Genomic DNA, 18,062 nt, shown 5'->3' on the forward strand with positions numbered 1-18,062 from the left:
TAGCGGGTGGTGTGGTCGGCGGTCGGTGCAGTTGACCGGCTTCGGGGGCGCGCATAGCGTCGCCGGGGCTGAGGAGGATGGTGTGGTGGCTGGTGGGGTCGAGCGGCTCAGCGCGCCAGGGGCGCCCTTCGCCGTTGAGGGTGGGGTGTATGCCGGGGGGCCGCGGACGCTGCGGGAGTTCGTCGAGGTGACCTGGGGGTACGGGGACCGGGTGTTTCTGGTGGCGGAGGACGCCAGGTGGACCTATCGGGAGTTCTTCGACGCGGCTTGTGGGCTGGCGCGGCGGCTGGTGGGGGAGTACGGGCTGAGGCCGGGGGACCGGGCCGTCGTGGCGATGCGGAACGTGCCCGAGTGGCAGGTGGCGTTCTGGGCGGCGCAGATGGCCGGGCTCGTCGTGGTGCCGCTCAACGCCTGGTGGACCGAGGGGGAGTTCGCGTACGCGCTCGACGACTGTGCGCCGGGGGTGCTGCTGGTCGACGGGGAGCGGGTCGGGCGGGTGAGGGAGTGGGCGGTGCGGAACTCCGTGCCCGGGGTCGTCTTCCGGGGGGAGGCCGAGGACGGGTTCGCGGCGTACGTCGTCGATGACGACCCTCTGCTCGGGCCGCCGGTCGTCGACGTGCTGCCCGAGCACGACGCCACCATCATCTACACGTCCGGGACCACCGGGCGGCCCAAGGGTGCCGTCGCCACGCATCTCGCGCAGGTCGGGGCGGCGATGAATCCGCGGTACTTCGCCGCGGCCGCGGCCCTCGCGCGGGGGGAGGTGCCGGGGGGCGGCCCGGCGATGGTGTCGCTGACCGCGTTTCCGTTCTTCCACGTCGCCGCGTTCACGTCGTTTTATGCCGTCATGGCGGCCGGCGGGACGCTGGTGATGATGCGGAAGTGGGATGCGGGGCGGGCTCTTGAGCTGATCCGGGAGCACGGCGTCACGCACTTCGCGGGGGTGCCCACCATGGCGCTGCAGTTGCTCGACGCGGCCCGGAGCGCGGGTGATCCGATGGAGAGCCTGACCCTGCTCAGTACGGGAGGGGCCGCCGCCCCGCCCGGGATCGTCGCCGGGATCGCCGAGGGGTACGGGGAGCGGATCGAGCCCCGGAACGGGTACGGGCTGACCGAGACCTGCGGGGGTGTCCTCTCCAACGTCGGGGCCGAGTACCGGGCCCATCCCGGGAGCGTCGGGCGGCCCTCGCCCGTGACCGAGGTGCGGATCGACCGGCCCGACGCGGACGGGGTGGGGGAGTTGTGGCTGCGGGGGCAGTCTCTCGTCCGGGGGTACTGGGGGGACGAGGACGCCACCCGTGCCGCTTTCCCCGAGGAGGGGTGGTTCCGGACCGGGGACCTCGCGCGCCTCGACGGCGACGGGCGGGTCGGCATCGTCGACCGGATCACCGACATGGTGATCCGGGGCGGGGAGAACGTGTACTGCGTCGAGGTCGAGGGCGCGTTGCATCAGCATCCGGACGTTCTCGACGCCGCCGTGTTCGGGGTTCCCCATCCGCTGCTCGGGGAGGAGGTCGTGGCCGTCGTGCGGCTGCGGGCCGGGGCCGGGACCGGTGCCGAGGAGCTGCGTGCGCACGTCGGCGCGCGCCTCGCCGCCTTCAAGGTGCCCGCCCGTGTCCTCGTACGGGACGGGGAACTGCCGCGGAATCCGACCGGGAAGCTTCTGAAGCGGCAGCTCAGGGACCTCGTCAGCCGCGGGTGATCCGTACGCGGTAGGTGCCCGTCCCGTCCTCGTCCAGGACGGTGATCCGGATGCCGTTGGCGCGGTCGGTGAACGTCTCGCCCGGGCCGTACGGGGCGTCCGAGAGCTCCGCGTGGACGTTGGCGCGGCGGGTGCAGCCGCCGCTGGCCCGGTCGCTGTCGGCGACGGTCACCGGGCCGTGGCCGGTGTCCACGTCGGACTCCACCCGGTAGATGAGGACGCCCTGCTTGCAGACGGCCTCGTCGTTGCCGTCCTTGCTGCGGACCTCGACCGCGTATCCGGAGGTGCCGGAGAGCGGGACGAACGCGAGCTTGGGGCCGCCGGGGACCGCGAGCGGGGTGAGGCTGTAGTCGCCGGTGCCGGGGGTCGAGGCGCAGCTGACCTGGTCGTTGTCGAGCCAGCCCAGCTTCCATTTGTGCCAGCCGAGGAGGTCGTTGTTGGCGCCCCAGTCCTCGGACATGATGTCCCAGTGCCCGACGGTGCCCCCGCCGTCCGAGGTGTAGAGGTCGGGCAGGCCGAAGACGTGGCCGTTCTCGTGCGGCAGGACGCGGTAGCCGGTCTCGGCGAAGCTGCCGGAGCCGTCGTCCTGGCGGCTGTAGACGAAGGACGTGTTGGCGAGCGGCACGCCGTCGGCGTAGGGGGCGTCGTCGTTGCCGGAGAAGGTCACGGACAGGACGGTGTCGAGGGCGGAGGGCCCGGCGTTCGGCGTGACGAGGATGTTGACCAGGTCGTACGCGCTGAAGTCCACCCGCGCGTCGGCGGCCTTCACGATGTCCTCGACGAGGGCGCGGTAGCCCGGTTCGTACGGTGAGCCGCGCTCGATGCCGTACGAGGAGAACGCCCGGGGCATCCGCAGCCAGTCGGGTATCGGTGCCTCGGCCCGGTAGTGCAGGCGCCCGTACGAGCTGGTGCGGAACCAGTCGGCGGTCTGCGGGAAGAACTCGCGGAAGCGGCTCATCGCCGTGCCGTCCCCGGGGGCGTCCGGGAAGTCGACCATCAGGTTGAGGGCCCTGACGAGGCCCGTGGAGCGCACGTATCCGGGGGCCGTGGGCAGCCCCTCCGACATCTGCACGCCCATCGTGGTGGCGATGCGGCACGGCCCCAGCCGGGCGCCCCTCGGGGCGGCGGCCACGGGGCCCGCCGAGGCGGGGGCGGGCCCGGGGAGGGTGCTGCTCGCCGAGGCGAGCAGGGCGAGGGAGAGGGCCGTGGTCGCCGCCAGGGCGACGGGCCTGCGTATCCGTCGGCGGGGGTGCTGCATGCGTCGCCTCTCCGGTGGGGACAGGTCGGCGCCTCGACCCCTTCCGGGGGTCCGCGCCGTGCGATCAGCCTGTGTCGCGTGGTCCGGGGGCGCGCGTCGGGTGGCCCGATCGTGGGATTCCGCGGAGACGGTGCCGTGTGACGCAGGTCACACCCGAGTGGGGAAATAAGCGGGGAGTCGGTCCCCGTTTAGGAGTGTGTTCAGTGAAGTGGGGACTCTCTCCCCGGATGAATCCAACGATGACGAGTCCGTCGACGACCGAGTTCATCGACGACTGTGAGGAGGTCGTGGCGTGAGCAGCACCGCCGGTACCGCGCCCGCCCGCCGCGTACCCCGTCCGCGGGCCGACGCCCTGCGTAACCGCGAGCGGATCGTGACGGCGGCCCGTGAGATGTTCGTCGAGTTCGGCTCCCAGGTGCCGTACGACGAGATCGCTCGCCGGGCCGGCGTCGGGAACGCCACGCTCTACCGGAACTTCCCCGAGCGCGCCGACCTCGTCCACGAGGTCGTCCTCTCGCTCATGGGCCGCGTCATCGAGGTCGCCGAGCGGGCCGCCGAGGAGGAGGACGACACCTTCGCCGCCCTCCGCCGCTTCGTCCACGGCGCCGCCGACGAGCGCGTCGGCGCCCTGTGTCCGATGCTGGAGGGCACCTTCGACAAGGACCACCCCGACCTGATCGCCGAGCGCGACCGCCTGGGGGAGGTCGTCGAGGGCCTCATCGAGCGGGCGCAGGCGGCCGGCCGCCTCCGTGCCGACGTCGGCGTCGGCGATCTGATGGTCGCGCTCTCCCAGCTGACCCGCCCGCTGCCCGGCTCGGGCTGCGGCGCCTTCGACCAGTTCGTCCACCGCCACCTGCGGATCTTCCTCGACGGCCTGGAAGCGCCCGCCCGCTCCGAGCTGCCGGGCAAGGCCGCCACGCTGGAGGACCTGAGGCGCGACTCCTGCTCCTGACCTCCAGGCCCCCCTCGCTTATGTAACCCGCCCTTACTCACGTCCTTTTTTCACCAGTACGCGCCAAGAGGTGGCTACCCCCATGCCGAAAATCCCCGAGAAGCCCGCGATCCAGGCAGCCGACCCCGGCCGCTGGAAAGCCCTGATCTTCATCGCCCTCGCCCAGCTGATGGTCGTGCTCGACGCGACGATCGTGAACATCGCCCTGCCCTCCGCCCAGCAGGACCTCGGGATCTCGGACGGCAACCGGCAGTGGGTCATCACCGCCTACGCCCTCGCCTTCGGCGGACTGCTCCTCTTCGGCGGCCGCATCGCCGACCTGTGGGGCCGCAAGCGGACCTTCATCACCGGCCTGATCGGCTTCGCCGCCGCCTCCGCCCTCGGCGGGGCCGCGACCGGCGAGGCCATGATGCTCGGCGCCCGTGCGCTCCAGGGTGCGTTCGGCGCGCTCCTCGCGCCCGCCGCGCTCTCGCTGCTCGCCGTGACCTTCACCGACGCCAAGGAGCGCGCGAAGGCCTTCGGCATCTACGGCGCGATCGCCGGTGGCGGCGGCGCCGTGGGCCTGATCCTCGGCGGCTTCCTCACCGAGTACCTGAACTGGCGCTGGACCTTCTTCGTCAACATCCCGTTCGCCGTGGTCGCCGCCGTCGGCGCGTACCTCGTCGTCCGTGAGCCCGAGGGCGGCCGCAACCGCTCGCCGCTCGACATCCCCGGCGTGATCCTCTCCACCCTCGGCCTGGTCGCGCTCGTCTACGGCTTCACGCGCGTCGAGTCCACCAGCTGGACCGACCCGGGCGTGATCGGCCTCTTCATCGCCTCCGGAGTGCTGCTGCTCGCCTTCGCGCTCACCGAGTCGCGGGTCGAGCACCCGCTGCTGCCGCTGCGCGTCGTGGCCGACCGCAACCGCGGCGGCGTCTACCTGTCGCTGGGTCTCGCCGTCATCGCGATGTTCGGCCTGTTCCTCTTCCTGACGTACTACCTCCAGGTCGTGAAGGGGTACTCGCCGGTCAAGACGGGCTTCGCGTTCCTGCCGATGATCGTGGGCATGATCACGGGCTCGACCCAGATCGGCGCGCGTCTGATGACCCGCGTCCCGCCGCGGTTCCTGATGGCCCCGGGCTTCCTGACCGCCGCCGTCGGCATGCTGCTCCTCACCCAGCTGGAGATCGGCACCTCGTACGCCGGTCTGATCCTGCCCGCGCAGCTGCTGCTCGGCCTGGGCATGGGTACGGCGTTCATGCCGGCCATGTCGCTCGCGACGCTCGGCGTGGACCCGCGGGACGCCGGTGTGGCCTCCGCCATGGTCAACACCTCGCAGCAGGTCGGCGGCGCCATCGGTACGGCCCTGCTGAACACGATCGCCGCCTCGGCGACCGCCGCCTACGTGGCCGACCACGTCGCCGGCGCGACCACCCCGGCCGCGCAGAAGCTGCTCCAGTTCCAGAGCATGGTCGAGGGCTACACGACGGCCATCTGGTGGGCGGTCGGCATCCTGGCCGTCTCGGCCGCGATCGCCTTCGTGTTCATCAACACCGGGAAGCCGGGCGGCGGGCAGGTCGCCGGGTCCGGATCCGGCGCCGGTGCCGGTGCGGAGGACGAGGTGAAGGTGCCGGTCATCGCCCACTGACCCCTGTCCGTACGTGACGACCTGCCCTGGTTCCGCAGCTCAGCGGAGCCAGGGCAGGTCCGCGTTCGCGTCCGTGGGTTCGAGGCCCTCGGCCATCACGCGCATGATCGCGCCGAGCTGCTCCACCTGCTCGGGGGAGAGCCGGTCGAACATGGCCTGGCGGACGGCCGCCACATGGCCGGGCGCGTTCTGCCGGAGGACCTCCATGCCCTCGTCCGTCAGCTGGGCGAACTGGCCGCGCTTGTCGGAGGGGCAGTCCTCGCGCCGCACCCAGCCGCTCTTCTCCAGACGGGCGACCGCGTGGGAGAGCCGGGAGCGGGTGATCTTGGCGCTCTTGGCCAGTTCGGTCATCCGCAGCCGGCGGCGGGGGGCCTGGGAGAGCTGGACGAGGAGCCCGTAGTAGACGTGCGGCATCCCGGCGTCGCGCTGCAACTGGCGGTCGAGGTGGTCCTCCAGGAGGGTGGTGGCGTGCAGGTACGCGCGCCAGACGCGCTGCTCCTCGTCGGACAGCCAGCGGGGTTCGGTCATGTCTCCCATGGTTCCCATCGTACGGGTCATTCTTGAAAGTTGAACTATTTGGCGCTATGGTGGCGAGTGGTTAGCTTGAAGTTTCAAGGATCAGGAGGAAGGTCGCCATGGACGCCACCCTCGAACGGATGCCGGCCCTCTACCTGTCCCACGGCGCCCCGCCGCTCGCCGACGACCCGGTCTGGCCCGGCGAGCTCGCCGCCTGGTCCGCCGGACTGCCCCGCCCCAAGGCGATCCTCATGGTCTCCGCCCACTGGGAGGAAGCCCCGCTCGCGCTCGGCGCCACCGAGACCGTCCCCCTCGTCTACGACTTCTGGGGCTTCCCCGAGCACTACTACCGCGTCCAGTACGCCGCCCCCGGCGCCCCGCAGCTCGCCGAGGCCGTCCGCAAGCTGCTCCGCGCGCCCGGCACGCCCGTACAGGACATCCCCGACCGGGGCCTCGACCACGGCGCGTACGTGCCGCTCGTCGAGATGTTCCCGGACGCCGACATCCCCGTCCTCCAGATCTCCATGCCCACCCTCGACCCGCGCCGGCTCATGGACATCGGGCGCAAGCTCGCCCCGCTGCGCGACGAGGGCGTCCTGATCGTCGGCAGCGGCTTCTTCACCCACAACCTCGCCGCCCTCCGGCACACCGGACCCGGCGTCCCCGGCTGGTCCGCCGAGTTCGACGCCTGGGGAAACGAGGCGCTCGCCGCGCACGACGTCGACGCCCTCCTCGACTTCGAGCACAAGTCGCCCGCCGGCCGCCTCGCCCACCCCCGTACGGAGCACTTCGCCCCGCTCTTCGTCACCATGGGCGCGGCGGACGCGGCCGGCGACCTCGACGCGGAGAAGTCGGTGATCGACGGCTTCTGGATGGGCCTCGCCAAGCGGTCCGTCCAGTTCGGCTGACCTTCTCTATCGGTACGCCGGCGGATTGAGGTCGATCGCGCGGACGGCGGCGGCGAGGGCGAGCGGGCCGCCCACGTCGAGCGCCGTGTCCGCGAACTTGATCGTGTGGTCGTCGCCGTGGGCCGCCGCCCGCTCGAAGACCTCCTCCGGGCCGAGCCCGGTCCCGGCGTACGGGGCGGCCTCGCGCGGCGTGTAGGCCGCCGTCACCGCGGCCGCCGCCGTCCAGGCCGCCGCCACGCTCGGCGCCCACAGCCCGCGGGGGAGCGCGGGCAGGGCGCGCAGGACCGCGTTCGGCGCGGTCGCCGCATGCACCAGCATGATCGGCTCGCCGTGGCCGTGGGACGCGTACCGGTGCGTCGCCGCCGTCACCAGTTCGGTGAGCAGCTCCTTCGCCGTGTCCGGATCCGGCGCCTCGCCCCACACCGGGAACGCCGTCAGCTGCGCGAGCCGGGCCCTGATCCCGCCGTCCTGCTCCGGAACCGGCGGTACGGCGTCCAGCGCGGCCGCCGCCGTCGGCGCGGCGGCCAGCGGGGTGAGCGGCGGGAGCGGCTGGTGGCGGGCCGCCCAGTAGCCGAGGGCGTGCGCCAGCTCGGCGCGGCGCGGCGCCGTCTCCTCGGTCGTGAGCAGGGTCCGTACGGCGTGACCGGTACGGATCACCGGATGCGTCGCCCCGCCCGCGATGCCCGGCAGCAGCCGGGGCCACCACTCGGCGAGGACGTCCCGCCAGGGGCGGTCCCCGAGCTCGCGCGCGAAGTAACGGGTCCAGTCGGTGATCCGGACGGGGTCGCCGAGCGCCTCCCGCCAGTTGCCGACGGTGACCGGGGCGTACGGGGCGGGCGCGTCCTCCAGTTTGGGCGCGTAGTGGTCGAGCCAGCGGTGCACGGCGGGGGCCTGGCCGTGGCGGACCAGGGCCTCGACGGCCATGGGGGCGTGGTTGGTGAGCCAGCCGCCCCGCTCGGGTCCCGTGGTGTGGAGCCGTTCGAGGGCCTCGTCGAGGGTGCCGGTGGTGTCGGTCATGGGGCGACGCTAGGCCGGGCCGGGGCCGGGGCGGAACGGGCTGGGGACCTAGGACCTGTCTTAGGTCCCCGGGGCGGTCCTGGGACGGGAGGCAACCGTGTGTCGTGCCGAGGCGTCTGAAGGGATGGCGCCGCATGTGATCGCGGTCTCACCGACGACGTGGTCGGGCACCCCCGCGAGGGGCGCCGTTTCACCCTCCGTGCCCGGTCTGACCTGCACCTCCGTGGGTGCCGACGGCGCGCCCGCGGGCGCGGCGGCCGCGCAGGATACTGCATGATCGCGAAAATCCATGCGTCGGGTGGGAATTCTGTCCTGATTCCAGTCGTTGTTTCCGTCGGATGCAGGGCACCCGTAAGGGTGTCGCGACCTACTCAGCAAGGGAGCACGCATGGCAACCCGTGCCGTCGCCCGTCGTCAGACCTCCGCGAAGAGCGGGGCCGAGCGGGCGAGCAGCGTTCGCGCCGTGGGCGGGGAGATCGCCGACCGCGACCTGGTCGGCATGTACCTCGACGAGATCGCGCGCACACCCCTGCTCGACGCCGCCAAGGAGGTCGAGCTCTCCCAGACGATCGAGGCGGGCGTCTACGCCCAGCAGATACTCGACGGCGCTGTGACATCAGCCGCTGACGCGGCGGGGTCTGGCGAGGCGGGCGGAGCGACCCGTGAGGAGCTCGAAGCGCTGGTCGCCGAGGGCGAGCGGGCCAAGGACCTCTTCATCAAGTCCAACCTGCGGCTCGTGGTGGCCGTCGCCCGGCGCTACCCGCGCAGCGGGCTGCCGCTGCTCGACCTGATCCAGGAGGGGAACGCGGGCCTGGTCCGCGCGGTCGAGAAGTTCGACTACGCGAAGGGCTTCAAGTTCTCCACGTACGCCACGTGGTGGATCCGCCAGGCCATCACCCGGTCCATCGCCGACCAGTCCCGGACCATCCGGCTCCCCGTCCACCTCGTGGAGGAGCTCGGCCGGATCCGCCGCGTCCAGCGCGAGTTCAACCGGGAGAACGGCCGCGAGCCCGAGCCCGCCGAGATCGCCGCCGAACTCGGCTCGACGCCCGAGCGCGTCACCGACGTCCTCGACTGGGCGCGGGACCCCGTCTCGCTGAACATGTCCGTGGACGACGAGGGCGAGACCCAGTTCGGCGACCTCCTCGAAGACACCTCCGCGATCTCCCCCGAGCAGTCCGTCCTCACCCTCCTGCGCAGCGAGGAACTCGACGACCTCATCGGCCAGCTCGACCACCGCACCGCCTCCATCATCCGCATGCGGTACGGCATCGAGGACGGCCGCGAGCGGACCCTCACGGAGGTCGGCAAGGAACACGGCCTCACCCGCGAGCGCATCCGCCAGATCGAGAAGCACGCCCTCCTCGAACTGAAGAAGATGGCCCACGACACGGGCTTCGACGCGGTGGCCTAGAGCGGCCGGCCCACCCAGCAAGACGACACGCTCCGCCCACCCCCCCCGTGTGGGGCCCGCACCCGCCTGGGGCTTCGCCCCGCTCCCGTGTGGGGCCCGCACCCGCCTGGGGCTTCGCCCCCGCCCGTGTGGGCAATCGTCCCGCAGGGCGGGACGGGTGGGCACACGGGACGGCGCCCTCTAGCGGCGCCTCCGCGTTCCGTTGCCTGGACCCGCACCCCTGTGAACAGCTCGCATGGGGTGCGGGTTCAGGCGCGTAAGCCTCTGGCGCCGGCAGGGCGCGGGTCCGTTGTGCCCACCCGTTCCGCCCCAGCGGAACGATTGCCCACAACGGCGGTGGGCGCCGGCCCGGCGGAATGGGTGCCCACAACGGGGGGCGGTCTGCAACGACGTCAGCGCGTCGCGCTGGCCAGCCGTTTCGATAGGTGCCGCATGTGCGTGAGCAGTGGTTCCGGGCCGTGGACGGTGAAGTCGAGGTCCATGAGGGCGAGGCGGAGGGCCAGCCATTCGACGGAGTCGGGGACGCGGGCGCGGAGGCGGCAGTGGTCCGGGCCGGTGGGGACGGGGACGAGGTGGGAGGGCAGGCGGGCGGCGACGACCTCGGCCGGCGCCGCGAAGGACACGTCGAGGTCGACCTCGCCCTGGGCCCGCGCCATCGACCGCGCCATGTACGTCGCGGCATCACCCGAGGGCAGCTCGCGCGGAGTGAAGCGCGCCCCCGTGGGGAACGGCTCGCTCACCCGGTCCACCCGGAAGGTCCGCCAGTCCTCGCGCCCCAGGTCGTACGCGACGAGGTACCAGCGCCGCCCGGTCGACACCAGCCGGTACGGCTCCACCAGCCGTTTCGTCTCCGTCCCGTCCCCGGCCCGGTAGCCGAAGCGCAGCCGCTCGTGCCCCGTCACGGCGCCCGCCAGCGTGGTGAGGGTGGCGGGCGTGACGGTGGCCCCGTCGCCCCGGGTCAGCGGGATCGTCGCGTTCTGGAGGGTGGAGACCCGGTGCCGGAGCCGCGCCGGCAGCACCTGCTCCAGCTTCGCCAGGGCCCGTACGGACGCCTCCTCGACCCCCTCGATGGCGTGCCCGGCCCCGGCGCTCAGACCGACGGTGATCGCGACGGCCTCCTCGTCGTCGAGGAGCAGCGGCGGCATGGCCGTACCGGCGACGAGGCGGTAGCCGCCGACCGCGCCCATGGTCGCCTCGACCGGATAGCCGAGGTCGCGGAGCCGGTCGATGTCACGGCGGATGGTGCGCGGGGAGACCGAGAGCCGTTCGGCGAGCTCGCTTCCGGGCCACTCGCGCGGGGTCTGGAGGAGCGAGAGCAGATTCAGGAGTCGTGCCGGGGTGTCCGTCATGCATTCCAGAATGCCTCTCATCTAGGACATGAATTGACCTATATTTCTCCTATCTTCTTCGTATGAGTTCACACGACGCCGCCCTCACGGAAGCAGCAGCGGCAAGCGACAAGAGGCGCTGGATCGCCCTCGCCATCGTCATGACCGCCGCCTTCATGGACCTGGTCGACGCCACGATCGTCAACATAGCGATCCCCAGCATCGAGAAGGACCTCGGCGCCTCGTTCGGCGCGATCCAGTGGATCACCGCCGGTTACGCGCTCGCGTTCGCCGCCGCCCTGATCACCGGCGGGCGGCTCGGCGACATCTACGGCCGCAAGCGCCTCTTCCTGCTCGGCACCGGCGCCTTCACCCTCGCCTCCGCGCTCTGCGGCTTCGCCGCCAACCAGGAGATGCTGGTCGGCTCCCGCCTGCTCCAGGGCGCGGCGGCCGCGATGATGGTGCCGCAGGTCCTGTCGATCATCCACGTCACCTTCCCGGCGCACGAGCGCGGCAAGGTCTTCGGGATGTTCGGCGCGATCATCGGCCTCGGCGCGGTCTCGGGCCCGCTGCTCGGCGCGCTGCTCACCCAGTGGAACATCGCGGGCCTCGAATGGCGCCCGATCTTCCTGATCAACCTGCCGGTCGGCATCGCCGCCGCGATCCTGGGCCGGAAGTTCATCACCGAGTCGAAGGCGCCGAAGGCGCTCAAGCTCGACCTGGTCGGCGTGCTCCTGGTGACGGCCGCGCTCCTCATGCTGATCTACCCGCTGACGCGCGGCCGCGAGCTGGACTGGCCGCTGTGGGGCTACCTGATGATGGCCGGCAGCCTGCTCGTCTTCGGCGCGCTCGTGGCGTACGAGACGTACAAGACGAAGAAGGACGGTTCGCCGCTCGTCGAGCTGTCGCTGTTCAGGGTGAAGAGCTTCGCGGCGGGCATCGCCGTCCAGTTGACCTTCGGCGTCGTGATGGGCATCTTCTTCCTGGTCTGGACGCTCTACATGCAGATCGGGCTCGGCTGGAGCCCGCTGAAGGCGGGTGCGACCGGGGTGCCGTTCTCGATCGCCGTCTCGACGGCGGCCGGCATGTCCGTGCAGAAGCTGGTGCCGCGCTTCGGCCGGAAGGTGCTCCAGGCGGGCGCGTTGACGATGATCGCGGGCATCCTGTTCTACTTCTTCGTGGCCGGGCGGTACGGGACCGGGATCCACTCCTGGCAGATGATCCCGCCGCTGGTGGTCATGGGCCTCGGCATGGGCCTGATCGTGGCGCCGCTGACGGACGCGGTGCTCTCGGAGGTGCCGAAGGAGCACGCCGGTTCGGCCTCGGGCCTGATCAACACGACCGGGCAGATGGGCAACGCGCTCGGACTCGGCCTGGTGTCCGTGGTCTTCTTCGGGACGATCGACGACGAGAAGCTCGCCAAGGCCCCGGCCGAGGTGGGCGCGGCGTTCACGAACGCCTTCCAGAACTCGCTGGGTTGGGCGGCGGGCGTGCTCGCCGTGATCTTCCTGGTGATGTTCGCGCTGCCGGCGATGCCGAAGCAGCACCTGGAGGGCGGTGACGGTGACGTCGACGCCGCCGAGGCCGTCGACGGCGAGAGCCTGAAGGAGCCGGTGCTCACGCACTGAGGCCGGTCGTCCGGCTGACCGAGGGGCGGTGCGCATCACGAGCGCACCGCCCCTCGGCCGTGTCACCCGTCCGTCAGGGGCGGTTCAGGCCCGGGACGAGGTTGCGCGCGGTGCCGGGGGGCAGGGCACGCTTGAACTTGCCGGCGCGCAGCGCCGCCGGGGTGGGCGTCGCCTGCTGGAACCAGCCTTCGTCCCAGACGAACGTCTGGCCTTGGATGTCACCGTGGGTCTGCCACACCTCGCCGTTCGTCCTGACGATCTTGACGAAAGCGTCGTTGCCCTGCGCCTCGATGGAGATCCCGCACGCGTTGCCGGGGAAGGCGGTCCCCGCCGCCACGCTGCCGTTCGCGGGATCGGTCGCGGTCGCGGTCAGGTTGGTGAGGTCCTGCCAGACGATCGTCCCGCCCGGCACGGATGCCTTCCCGGCATACGCCTTGCCGCCGGTGAGCACCGCCTGGAAGTCCTCGGTGTTCGAGGGGCTGTAGGTGTCGATGTCGGAGCAGGGGCCGGTGGGGCCGGTAGGCCCGGTAGGCCCGGTGGGGCCGGTAGGCCCGGTGGCCCCCGTTGCGCCGGTGGCTCCTGTCGCCCCTGTCGCGCCGGTTGCTCCCGTCGCTCCGGTGGCCCCCGTCGCTCCGGTGGCGCCGGTCGCCCCTGTCGCGCCGGTTGCTCCCGTCGCACCGGTGGCGCCTGTCGCTCCCGTAGGACCAGTCGCTCCCGTAGGACCAGTCGGCCCCGTCGGCCCCGTCGGTCCCGCAGGCCCCGTCGGTCCCGGTGGGCCCGGCGGCCCGGCCTGGCAGTGGTCGTCGCCACCCCCGCCGCCTCTCGGCGCGGCCGTGGTCAGGGCGTGGGCGCGGGACTCGTTGCCCTCCAGAAGGGGCTGGATCTGCTGGTCGAGGAAGGCGGAGAGGTCGCCTTGCGCGGAGGCGTCGTCCTCCTGGCGCGGGTGGGAGTCGTTCTCGTGGTGGGGGGAGTGCTCCTTGCAGTGGTCGCCCGGCGGGGGGCCCGCCAGCGCCGTGCCGGGGGGCTGTTCCCACGCGGCGGCGGCCGAGGGGGCGAAGCCCGTGAGGACGAGGGCGACGGAGGTGATGGCGCCGCTGCAGAGCCATCCGCGCCGTCGGGGCAGCGGGCCGAGCGGGGACCTGGTCCTGGCATCAGGACGCATGCATGCTCCTTCCTCCACCGGCTCCTCGGCCGGTGCGAGTGAGGTCGAGGTGGGGGAGCGGGTTCTCGCTCCCTGGTCGGATCATCGGATCGCACATGCAAAGACTTGATGTGTTTTCGGCGGTCTCAGCGCCATGGCCTAGCGCGAACAGTCGAATGGATGCGTACGCGACGGCGAACTTCGAAGGGCCCGTCGGCGCGCCGGAACCACGCCCGCGGAAGCCGCCCATAGGGTCGCCCACCCCCCCTCGCCCTCCGGGCGCCCCCGCCCCCGCCGGAAGTGGTGTTGCCGTGCGTCCGTCCATCTGCTTGTGCATGATCGTCAAGAACGAGGCCGCGGTGATCGAGCGCTGCCTCGCTTCCGTCCGCGGTCTGGTGGACACCTGGGTCATCTCCGACACGGGGTCCACCGACGGCACGCAGGAGCTGATCCGCGGGGCCCTCGACGGCATCCCCGGGGAGCTGCGCGAGGAGCCGTGGGTGAACTTCGGCCACAACCGCAGCCTGAACATCGCCCACGCCCGGGGCCGGGCCGACTATCTGCTGCTCCTTGACGCCGACCACGTCCTGCGTCAGGAGGGCCCGCTGCCCGCCGCCGGAGGCCCGCTCGCCGACGCGTACATGATCCGCCACCGGGGGACCGTCGAGTACCGCATCAAACGCCTGGTCAGAGGCGACCTGCAGTGGCGCTACGAGGGCGTCACCCACGAGTACCTGACGGTCGACCGGGAGCACGTCCAGGAGAATCTGGACGCGCTCGTGATCGAGGACCACGCCGACGGCGGCTCGCGCCACGACAAGTTCGAGCGCGACGCCCGCCTCCTGAGCGCCGAGCTCGACCGGGACCCGACCAACCACCGCACGGTCTTCTACCTGGCGCAGACCCTGCGGGACATGGGCCGCTCCGCCGAGGCCGTCGCCCTCTACGAGCGGCGCGCGGCGATGGGCGGCTGGGGCGAGGAGGTGTACTTCTCGCTGCTCCAGTCGGGGGTCCTGCGGGCCGAGTCCGGCGACTGGCCGGCCGCGATGGACGCGCTCTCGCGGGCCTGGGAGTCGCGGCCGGAACGCCTTGAGGCCTGTTACGAGTTGGTGGCGCGGCTGAGGAAGATGCGGCGCCACGCGACCGCCCACGCGATCGTCTCCGCCGTCGTGGACCGGGAGCTGCCGGACGACGTGCTGTTCACCCAGCCGTGGGTGTACCGGTGGGGACTGCTCTTCGAGTACTCGATCACCGCGTACTGGGTGGGCGACCACGCCGCCTCGCTCGCCGCCTGCGACCGGCTGCTCGCGCTGCCGGACCTGCCGGAGGGCTACCGCGAACAGACCCGCGCCAACCGGGCGTTCGCCGTCGAGCGCCTGGCCGAGGCCGCCACCGCCCCCTGAAGACGGGGCGGAGGCGGCGCCGGTGCGTCAGCGGACCCGGGAGCGGGCCTCCATCGCCCCGCGGGCCGTCTGCTCGTCCTCGTACACCTCGCACATGTGCCGGCCGTCCGGCGTCGCCGTGTGCTCGACCTCCCAGAGGCTGACCTCGCTGCCGTCGAGCAGCAGGAACTGGTGCTCGTAGAGGGTGAAGCCGGCGTCCCGGCCGCCCTCCACCGGGCAGTGGCGGCCGAAGGCCTGCGTGATGTGGTGCGCGAAGGCCAGCCGGAGGCGGCGGGCCGTCCGCTCGCCCGGCCGGTCCGCGTTCTCCGCGCGGCGCAGGACGCGGCGCGCGTGGTCGGCGGAGTTGTCCGGCACGTACATCCGGGGCTGGGCCGGTATCGGGCGGGCCAGCAGGGTGCTCAGCAGTTCCAGGTCGTCGTCCTCGTCGAGGACGCGGCCGTCGGCGTGCTCGGCCGTCCAGCCGGGCAGCGGCCCGGTCGGGAGCCGGGAGGCGGCGAGCCGCGCCTCCGACTCCTCCGCGTACAGCTCGTGCTGCTCGGTGCCGTCCCGGCCGGCGTTGTGCGTGAGCTCCCACAGGCTGAGCGCGCTGCCGTCGGCGAGCAGATACGTATGGCGGTGGGTGGTGCGGTGCAGCGACGCGCTGTGGTGCGAGGAGTGCAGCGCGCTGGAGTGGGCGAGCGCCGTGCCGAGGCGCTCGACGGTCGAGTCGGGCAGGTCGAAGGAGTTGAGCGCCCGGCCGAGGAGCCGCGCAAGGTGCGTCTCGGTCGTCTCGTACGGATCGTGAGGATCCTGCGGATCGTTCAAGAGGGTCTCCAGGCCGTCGCCGCATGTCACTTGGTGCTTGCTTAACGTAGTCCCTGGGTCTGACATCGTGTCCGGGTTCCGGCAAAACGAAGGGCCCGCGCGCGAAGTTCCCGCCCGTTCCCGTCAACTCCCCTCCCCTTACCGGGAGTACGCGTCCGCTGCCGGTCCGTACAGCTCGCGGTACGAGGGGAAGTCGCCGCCCGGGCCGCGCAGACCGCCCGGGGCCGCGAGGACCGCCCGGACGATCGCCCGGGTCACCAGGTCCGCGCCCGCCGCCAGGATCTCGTTCAGGGCGAGCGGACCCGGCGCCTCCGGCAGCTGCCGCGCCCCGGTGGCGAGGGCGAAGACCGTGTCCCCGTCGTTCATCAGGTGCACCGGGCGCACCGCCCGCGCGATGCCGTCGTGCGCGGTGCCCGCGACCTTCTGGGCCTGGGCCCGGGTCAGGACGGCGTCCGTCGCGACGACGGCGAGCGTGGTGTTCATCGGGGGCGGGGCGGCCGCCCGCCGCGCCTCCGCGAGCCGCCGCAGGGCCGCCTCGTGGACCGCGGCCTCCGGGAAGGCGGGCCGGCCGGCCTCGAAGTAGCTGCCGTACGGGACGCCCGTCGTCGGGTCGACGGCCGAGCCCGCGGCGTTCACCACCACGAGCGCGCCGACCGTGATCCCCGACTCCAGGACGGTGCTCGCCGTCCCCACGCCGCCCCGCAGGCCGCCGGCCACGGTCCCGGTGCCCGCGCCGACCGCGCCCGTCTCCACGCGCGCGTGGTCCCCGCCCGCGGCGGCCGCCTCCGCCGCCGCCCGGCCCGTCGCCGCGTCCGGGCGGGCCGTGAAGTCGCCGCCCCGGCCCAGGTCGAAGACGCACGCGGCGGGCACCACCGGCACCACGTGGGACGGGTCCGGGCCCACCCGCACGCCCCGGTGCCGCTCAGCCAGCCAGGCCATCACCCCGGCGGCGGAGTCCAGGCCGTACGCGCTGCCGCCGGTCAGGACGACCGCGTCGATCCGCTGGACCACGTTCCGCGGGTCCAGGGCGTCCGTCTCCCGCGTGCCCGGCCCCCCGCCCCGTACGTCCACGGCGGCGACGACCCCGCCCTCCGGCGCCAGGACCACCGTGGTGCCGCTCAGCGCGCCGGGCCCGGCCACGCGCGCGTGGCCCACGCGCAGCCCGCTCACGTCGGTGATCGAGTCCTGACGGTCCGTCTCCCCGGGAAGTGTCATGTCCCCTGGGTACCACGCCGCCTGGCTCAGCGCTTCGGACCGAGGTAGGTGCCACCGGAGGCGTCGATCACGGTGCCCGTGATCCAGCGGCCGTCCTCCGAGGCCAGGAACGCCACCGGGTCGGCGACGTCCTCCGGCTGCCCCACCCACGGCAGCGCCTGCCCGCCGATCAGCATCGCTTCGAGCTGGGGCATCGCCGCCATGGCCGCGGCGAGCCCGTCGGTCCGCGTCGGCCCGGGGGCGACCGTGTTGACGGTGATCCGGCGCTCCCCGACGACGTTGGCGAGCGTCCGCGTGAAGGTCTCCATCGCCCCCTTCGTCATCGCGTACGCCAGCTCGTCGGCGAGCGCGATCCGGGTGACGGCCGACCCGATGTTGATGATCCGACCGCCGTCCCGCAGCACCGGCAGCAGGCCCTGCACGAGGAAGTACGGCGCCCGCACGTTGACCGCGAAGACCCGGTCGAACCGCTCCGGGGTCTCGTCCGCGAGGTGCCCGCCCGAGGTGGTCGCGGCGGCGTTGTTGACGAGCACGTCGAGCGCCGCCTTCCCGGTGTGCGCGGCGAGCCCGGCCCGCACCCCCTCGACCAGCGCCCCCACCCCCTCGTACGTCGCCAGATCGGCCCCCACGGAGAAGGCCCGCCCCCCGTCCCCGACGATCATCTCCACCGTCTCCCGCGCCGCCTCGGCGTCCCGCCCGTAATGCACGGCCACCACCATCCCGTCCCCGGCCAGCCGCCGCGCGATCGCCCGCCCGATCCCCCGCGACGAGCCGGTGACGAGCGCGGTGCGAGTGGTGTCGTTCTCCTGCATGGCGATCTCCTCGTGCTCCTGCCTCGGGGCGTTTCCCCGGGGCACGGGAGAACACTCGCGCCGCCCGCTGACGAACCACTGACACCCCACTGACCGCCAACGAGACGCCACGGCCCCCGCGCGTCCGTGCGGACCCCGCCCCCGCCTGGGGCTCCGCCCCGCCCCGCGTGGGCCCGCGCCCGGCGGGGCGGTGCCCCCTCCCGGGGCTTTGCCCACGCCCCCGTGTGGTGCCCGCACCCGCTTGGGGCTTCGCCCCCGCCCCGTGTGGGCAATCGTCCCGCTGGGGCGGGACGGGTGGGCACACGGGACGGCGCCCTCTAGCGGCGCCTCCGCGTTC

General features: G+C 72.7%; 15 protein-coding genes. 7 read left to right on the forward strand and 8 right to left on the reverse strand.

Going from position 1 to position 18,062, the window contains the following annotated elements:
- Window positions 1-85 precede the first annotated feature (85 nt).
- On the forward strand, window positions 86-1,702 hold the full coding sequence (locus ACH4TP_RS36480) for a class I adenylate-forming enzyme family protein (protein ID WP_398440296.1): 1,617 nt from the start codon (window positions 86-88) through the stop codon (window positions 1,700-1,702).
- Here the strand turns inward: ACH4TP_RS36480 and ACH4TP_RS36485 are convergent.
- Window positions 1,689-2,960, reverse strand: a complete 1,272-nt coding sequence (locus ACH4TP_RS36485; protein WP_389227585.1) for a M6 family metalloprotease domain-containing protein — start codon at window positions 2,958-2,960, stop codon at window positions 1,689-1,691. The two genes, ACH4TP_RS36480 and ACH4TP_RS36485, sit on opposite strands and share 14 nt — an antisense overlap.
- Before the next feature lie 292 nt (window positions 2,961-3,252).
- Here ACH4TP_RS36485 and ACH4TP_RS36490 point away from each other — a divergent pair, with 292 nt between their 5' ends.
- Both ACH4TP_RS36490 and ACH4TP_RS36495 read left to right on the forward strand, forming a co-directional pair.
- Window positions 3,253-3,912 (forward strand): TetR/AcrR family transcriptional regulator, encoded by a 660-nt coding sequence (locus ACH4TP_RS36490; protein WP_389227589.1) that lies wholly within the window; start codon window positions 3,253-3,255, stop codon window positions 3,910-3,912.
- An 82-nt stretch (window positions 3,913-3,994) separates the two neighbouring features.
- Window positions 3,995-5,539, forward strand: coding sequence for an MFS transporter (locus ACH4TP_RS36495; protein WP_398440288.1), 1,545 nt, complete (start codon window positions 3,995-3,997; stop codon window positions 5,537-5,539).
- Between the two features lie 39 nt (window positions 5,540-5,578).
- Here the strand turns inward: ACH4TP_RS36495 and ACH4TP_RS36500 are convergent, their stop codons facing one another.
- Entirely contained in the window at window positions 5,579-6,085 is a 507-nt protein-coding gene (locus ACH4TP_RS36500) for a MarR family winged helix-turn-helix transcriptional regulator (protein WP_389228050.1), read from the reverse strand.
- Window positions 6,086-6,174: 89 nt separating this feature from the next.
- Between ACH4TP_RS36500 and ACH4TP_RS36505 the strand changes: the two genes are divergently transcribed.
- Entirely contained in the window at window positions 6,175-6,963 is a 789-nt protein-coding gene (locus ACH4TP_RS36505; RefSeq protein WP_389227595.1) for a dioxygenase, read from the forward strand.
- A gap of 6 nt (window positions 6,964-6,969) precedes the next feature.
- Here the strand turns inward: ACH4TP_RS36505 and ACH4TP_RS36510 are convergent, their stop codons facing one another.
- The gene (locus tag ACH4TP_RS36510) at window positions 6,970-7,980 is read right to left on the reverse strand and encodes a questin oxidase family protein (protein ID WP_398440289.1); all 1,011 of its coding nucleotides are present in this window, start codon (window positions 7,978-7,980) and stop codon (window positions 6,970-6,972) included.
- A 388-nt stretch (window positions 7,981-8,368) separates the two neighbouring features.
- On the opposite strand from ACH4TP_RS36510, the gene ACH4TP_RS36515 reads away from it, so the two are divergent.
- A complete protein-coding gene (locus ACH4TP_RS36515) occupies window positions 8,369-9,394 on the forward strand; it encodes an RNA polymerase sigma factor RpoD/SigA (protein ID WP_389227601.1) in 1,026 nt (341 codons plus the stop codon).
- Between the two features lie 392 nt (window positions 9,395-9,786).
- Here ACH4TP_RS36515 and ACH4TP_RS36520 read toward each other — a convergent pair whose 3' ends face one another.
- On the reverse strand, window positions 9,787-10,743 hold the full coding sequence (locus ACH4TP_RS36520) for a helix-turn-helix transcriptional regulator (protein ID WP_398440290.1): 957 nt from the start codon (window positions 10,741-10,743) through the stop codon (window positions 9,787-9,789).
- 62 nt (window positions 10,744-10,805) lie between these two features.
- Between ACH4TP_RS36520 and ACH4TP_RS36525 the strand changes: the two genes are divergently transcribed.
- Window positions 10,806-12,350 carry an MFS transporter gene (locus ACH4TP_RS36525; protein ID WP_398188180.1) on the forward strand — a complete coding sequence of 515 codons (1,545 nt, stop codon included), beginning with the start codon at window positions 10,806-10,808 and terminating at the stop codon, window positions 12,348-12,350.
- 73 nt (window positions 12,351-12,423) lie between these two features.
- On the opposite strand, the gene ACH4TP_RS36530 is transcribed toward ACH4TP_RS36525, so the two are convergent.
- Window positions 12,424-13,512, reverse strand: coding sequence for a hypothetical protein (locus ACH4TP_RS36530; protein WP_398440291.1), 1,089 nt, complete (start codon window positions 13,510-13,512; stop codon window positions 12,424-12,426).
- Window positions 13,513-13,826: 314 nt separating this feature from the next.
- On the opposite strand from ACH4TP_RS36530, the gene ACH4TP_RS36535 reads away from it, so the two are divergent.
- Complete coding sequence (locus ACH4TP_RS36535; protein ID WP_398440292.1) at window positions 13,827-14,894, forward strand: glycosyltransferase; 1,068 nt, start codon at window positions 13,827-13,829, stop codon at window positions 14,892-14,894.
- A 27-nt stretch (window positions 14,895-14,921) separates the two neighbouring features.
- On the opposite strand, the gene ACH4TP_RS36540 is transcribed toward ACH4TP_RS36535, so the two are convergent.
- The 3 genes from ACH4TP_RS36540 to ACH4TP_RS36550 all read right to left on the reverse strand — a co-directional run bounded on the left by ACH4TP_RS36540 (window position 14,922) and on the right by ACH4TP_RS36550 (window position 17,725).
- On the reverse strand, window positions 14,922-15,764 hold the full coding sequence (locus ACH4TP_RS36540; RefSeq protein WP_389227611.1) for a DUF6227 family protein: 843 nt from the start codon (window positions 15,762-15,764) through the stop codon (window positions 14,922-14,924).
- A 72-nt stretch (window positions 15,765-15,836) separates the two neighbouring features.
- The gene (locus tag ACH4TP_RS36545; RefSeq protein ID WP_398440293.1) at window positions 15,837-16,913 is read right to left on the reverse strand and encodes a P1 family peptidase; all 1,077 of its coding nucleotides are present in this window, start codon (window positions 16,911-16,913) and stop codon (window positions 15,837-15,839) included.
- 26 nt (window positions 16,914-16,939) lie between these two features.
- A complete protein-coding gene (locus ACH4TP_RS36550) occupies window positions 16,940-17,725 on the reverse strand; it encodes an SDR family oxidoreductase (RefSeq protein WP_398440294.1) in 786 nt (261 codons plus the stop codon).
- Between the last annotated feature and the right edge of the window lie 337 nt (window positions 17,726-18,062).

The organism is Streptomyces sp. NPDC021012, assembly GCF_044333355.1.
In the GTDB taxonomy this organism is placed as follows: Bacteria; Actinomycetota; Actinomycetes; order Streptomycetales; family Streptomycetaceae; genus Streptomyces.

What these genes read in the sequence shown, in the direction of transcription:
- ACH4TP_RS36485 (WP_389227585.1), bottom strand. Translation starts at nt 2,960, where the DNA reads ATGCAGCACCCCCGCCGACGGATACGCAGGCCCGTCGCCCTGGCGGCG.
- ACH4TP_RS36495 (WP_398440288.1), top strand. Translation starts at nt 3,995, where the DNA reads ATGCCGAAAATCCCCGAGAAGCCCGCGATCCAGGCAGCCGACCCCGGC.
- ACH4TP_RS36500 (WP_389228050.1), bottom strand. Translation starts at nt 6,085, where the DNA reads ATGGGAACCATGGGAGACATGACCGAACCCCGCTGGCTGTCCGACGAG.
- ACH4TP_RS36505 (WP_389227595.1), top strand. Translation starts at nt 6,175, where the DNA reads ATGGACGCCACCCTCGAACGGATGCCGGCCCTCTACCTGTCCCACGGC.
- ACH4TP_RS36510 (WP_398440289.1), bottom strand. Translation starts at nt 7,980, where the DNA reads ATGACCGACACCACCGGCACCCTCGACGAGGCCCTCGAACGGCTCCAC.
- ACH4TP_RS36515 (WP_389227601.1), top strand. Translation starts at nt 8,369, where the DNA reads ATGGCAACCCGTGCCGTCGCCCGTCGTCAGACCTCCGCGAAGAGCGGG.
- ACH4TP_RS36520 (WP_398440290.1), bottom strand. Translation starts at nt 10,743, where the DNA reads ATGACGGACACCCCGGCACGACTCCTGAATCTGCTCTCGCTCCTCCAG.
- ACH4TP_RS36525 (WP_398188180.1), top strand. Translation starts at nt 10,806, where the DNA reads ATGAGTTCACACGACGCCGCCCTCACGGAAGCAGCAGCGGCAAGCGAC.
- ACH4TP_RS36530 (WP_398440291.1), bottom strand. Translation starts at nt 13,512, where the DNA reads ATGCGTCCTGATGCCAGGACCAGGTCCCCGCTCGGCCCGCTGCCCCGA.
- ACH4TP_RS36535 (WP_398440292.1), top strand. Translation starts at nt 13,827, where the DNA reads ATGATCGTCAAGAACGAGGCCGCGGTGATCGAGCGCTGCCTCGCTTCC.
- ACH4TP_RS36540 (WP_389227611.1), bottom strand. Translation starts at nt 15,764, where the DNA reads ATGTCAGACCCAGGGACTACGTTAAGCAAGCACCAAGTGACATGCGGC.
- ACH4TP_RS36545 (WP_398440293.1), bottom strand. Translation starts at nt 16,913, where the DNA reads ATGACACTTCCCGGGGAGACGGACCGTCAGGACTCGATCACCGACGTG.
- ACH4TP_RS36550 (WP_398440294.1), bottom strand. Translation starts at nt 17,725, where the DNA reads ATGCAGGAGAACGACACCACTCGCACCGCGCTCGTCACCGGCTCGTCG.